Source organism: Desulfobacula sp. (assembly GCF_021107415.1).
Genome location: NZ_JAIOSW010000299.1, coordinates 1 through 2,999 on the forward strand (window position 1 = coordinate 1; position 2,999 = coordinate 2,999).

Consider the following 2,999-nt stretch of genomic DNA (forward strand, 5'->3'; position numbering starts at 1 on the left):
TGGACTCCAGGAAATACCGGTATTATATGATACATTTCCCTCGGAATGTTCATGATCATCACCCCTTATCCCGGCCCAGATGTCTACACTTCCAATGGACTGCTGGTATTGCCCGAAAAGAGAAAGGGTGGTAATTGAATAATCGTACAATTGCGGCCAGGGGACAAATGACACATTGTCATCCGTAAAAAAATCAGGATAATAACTATCCCATACAGGCAGGTCTTCCACCTTTTCCTGTCGTATGGATGCACCGGTTGTGAATAGTCCGTCACCGTTCAATATCGACTTTTCATGGACAATCTCCCCAAAGACCACCCGGTCATGGTTTTCAAGGGTCAAGTCCACGATTTGTGTTTGCGTATCAAACCATGAAAAATATGTGGTCCATCTGACCCCGGAAGTAATATTATATTTTTTGCTTCCTTCCATTTTAATAAACCCGGAAAAAGCCTCATTTTCCTCTTTCCAGACAAGATTATCATTGGGTTCATCCGAACGGGTATAGGGTTTGGAATAAAAGGATAGATTGGTGCTTACTCTAAATAGTTCTCCAAAATCCGCATTTCCAGATGCCTCAAAAAACGTTGGATTCTTCAGACTTCCGTCTCCATAACGAGATTCCGAAGGAACCGGCAGAACCATATCTTCATCCCCCCAGAAATTGGTAAAGTTATAGTTATCTCTTGAATCTTTCCTGCCATTACCACCGGAGATGGATAAAAACGAATTCCAATCATCATTTTCCCGGCCCCAATGAAGATATGCCTCGTTTCCCCTGACAGAGTTCCCTGCTCTCATGCCGGTCCGTACCCCCTGAAAATCTTTTCCTGTTAAAGGTACGATGTTCACAATGCCTGCAAAGGCATCCGCTCCCCACAATACCGACCCCGGCCCCCGGATGATCTCAATGCGTTTTACCGATTCAAGTGAAAGGTAGGGATTAATGCGATTATAGTTCTTATTGAGTTTGGAACCTGTGGGAACGGCCTCATTTAAAAAAAGTACGGAATCAGATATTCCCCTCAAATAAATATTATATCCGGCTTCGCTTTCTGATATCAGAAATCCCGGCTCAAAATTAAGCAATTCTGCAAGGGTGGATATCCCTTTTTGCTTAATCTCATCCCTGGTGATCACATCGGCAACAGCCGGAGCTTTCCATGCTCCCTCTTCACGTCCGGACGCAATAGTAATAACCTTTAGTTCTTCACCGACAAACATCAAATCCGTATCACTCAGGCCATGGCAAATTCCCGGGAAAATCAGTGCGGAAAGATTAATCATTACAAATAATGAAAACATTACAATATAATTCAAATAATGAAAGTTAAATATTTTTTGGTCTGTCATCATAGAGTATTTTGTAATCCGGCTCACTTTATCAGTCATCATCCCTTCTCATTAAAACCCTGAATTTTGCCCTGGTCATCCCCAAAAGTCTGGCAGCCGCCGTCTGGTTGTTATTCGTTTTCTCAAGAGCCTGCTTTGCCAGATCAAGTTGAAATTTTTCCAGGGATATTCCATTTTCAGGCAGGACAAACCCTTTGTCTTCCTCGGGCAATACACCTAGGTCGTCCAAAAAAGAGAGGGTTTCAGAAGAAATGGTCCCGCCTTCCACAACCAGTATGACTGCCCTTTCTATAACATTTTGGAGTTCACGGACATTCCCCGGCCAATGATATTTTTTTAATATCCTACAGGCCCCTTGTGTCAGCTGCATGTCCCCTTTAATTGTCTGAAGAGTTAGAAAGTATTTTGCCAGGGGAACAATATCATCGGGTCTCTGTCTTAAGGCCGGCATTTCAATGGGGAACACATTGATTCTATATAGAAGATCACTTCTAAAAGCCCCTTTTGCTACCATTTTCTTCAGATCCTGGTTGGTAGCACATATAATTCTGACATCAACAGGTATTTCCTTGTTCCCCCCTACTCTCTGAAACCGCTGCTCCTGAAGCGCCCTTAAGAGCTTTGCCTGGGCCTCCAAAGGCATATCCCCGATTTCATCCAGAAAAAGGGTGCCTTTTGTCGCATATTCAAATTTGCCTCTTTTCCTTGATTCCGCCCCGGTAAAAGCCCCTTTCTCATACCCGAACAGCTCTGATTCCACTAGAGTGGGGGTAATTGCCGCACAATTTAATGGTACAAACCGATTATTTTTACGATCACTGTTTTTATGGATGTACCGGGCAAGCAGTTCCTTGCCTGTACCGGATGCTCCTGTAATCATCACAACAGATAATGTGGCAGCAACCCTAAACCCTAGGTTCATCACATCCTGCATTTGTTTTGATGCATATATGATATTGTCTTTATAGGAAATATTTTTAATTTCTTCTTTCAGCCGCCTGTTTTCCGCCATGACCCGGGAAAGGTCAAGACACCTGTTCACCGTAACAATAATCCGTTCTTCTTCAAAAGGCTTGGTGATATAATCTGACGCTCCTGCCTTCATTGCCTCAACTGATGATTCAACCGTTGCAAAAGCCGTGATAAAAATAACCGGTATTAAATTCTCTTCTTTCCGAAGTTCTTTTAAAAGCCCCATTCCATCCAGACCAGGCATTTTAATATCGCTGATTAAAAGATCATATGGGTTCTCCTTTATCATTTTAAGGGCTTCAAGGCCATCCTGGGCCTGATCTACTTTGTAACCGTTTCTTTGAAGCATTACTGATAAAAGATGACGCATTCTGTCTTCATCGTCTGCAACTAAAATATTTGGCTTGTCCATAAAGATACCCTTTTTGTCCTATTCCATCCCTGGAATAACGATACTGAAAACCGAGCCGCCGTCCGGCCGGTTTTCTGCCGTGACGCTTCCCCCGTGGGCTGTGACTGCCTGCTTTACAAATGCAAGCCCCAGACCCGATCCCTTTATCTTTGTCGTGTAAAAGGGATCAAATATTCTCTCCTTATCTTCCTTTGAAATCCCGTGCCCTGTATCCATCACCGTCATACACCACTTGTTTTCCAATAATATTTCCACGGAAACA

3 protein-coding genes are annotated in these 2,999 nt (G+C 43.2%); all 3 read right to left on the bottom strand.

Features of this window, described 5'->3' with window-relative positions; translation table 11 throughout:
* The coding region (locus tag K8S13_RS15550) for a TonB-dependent siderophore receptor (RefSeq protein WP_291463865.1) at nucleotides 1-1,395 on the bottom strand (1,395 nt) is incomplete at its 3' end.
* Nucleotides 1,385-2,737 carry a sigma-54 dependent transcriptional regulator gene (locus K8S13_RS15555; RefSeq protein ID WP_291463867.1) on the bottom strand — a complete coding sequence of 451 codons (1,353 nt, stop codon included), beginning with the start codon at nucleotides 2,735-2,737 and terminating at the stop codon, nucleotides 1,385-1,387. The genes K8S13_RS15550 and K8S13_RS15555, both read right to left, overlap by 11 nt.
* An 18-nt stretch (nucleotides 2,738-2,755) precedes the next feature.
* On the bottom strand, nucleotides 2,756-2,999 hold a 244-nt coding region (locus K8S13_RS15560), incomplete at its 5' end, for a HAMP domain-containing sensor histidine kinase (protein WP_291463868.1).